We start from the raw sequence: 289 nt of genomic DNA on the forward strand, positions 1-289 counted from the left end.
GATAGGAACTTTTTGGTTTAGATTTATGGGGAAATCCCATAGTCCGATGAACCATTTTCGTCGTTTTTTAGTAAGGGCTATTTTTAGTTTGAGCGTATCGCCAGCCCTTTCAAAATATGCACCGATGGTAAAAGTTCGATAACGTAGTGTGGATAGTGTTTTTTGCGTTTTTTCTTGAAGAACAAATAGTCGGAACAGAGACATTAAATTGTAAGCTGTCATCGAAAAAATCAAGGCGGCTTCGGTTGCATAAAAGTCTTTTAAATTAAAACTTTCAGCCCCAAAATCC

The 289-nt window shown here is 37.0% G+C and carries 1 pseudogene; it reads right to left on the reverse strand.

Annotated elements, in window-relative coordinates:
* Window positions 1-289 (reverse strand): annotated as a pseudogene (locus tag EII41_RS13895) (IS1380 family transposase); the annotation flags it as partial.

The organism is Tannerella forsythia, assembly GCF_003860135.1.
Classification (GTDB): domain Bacteria; phylum Bacteroidota; class Bacteroidia; order Bacteroidales; family Tannerellaceae; genus Tannerella; species Tannerella forsythia_A.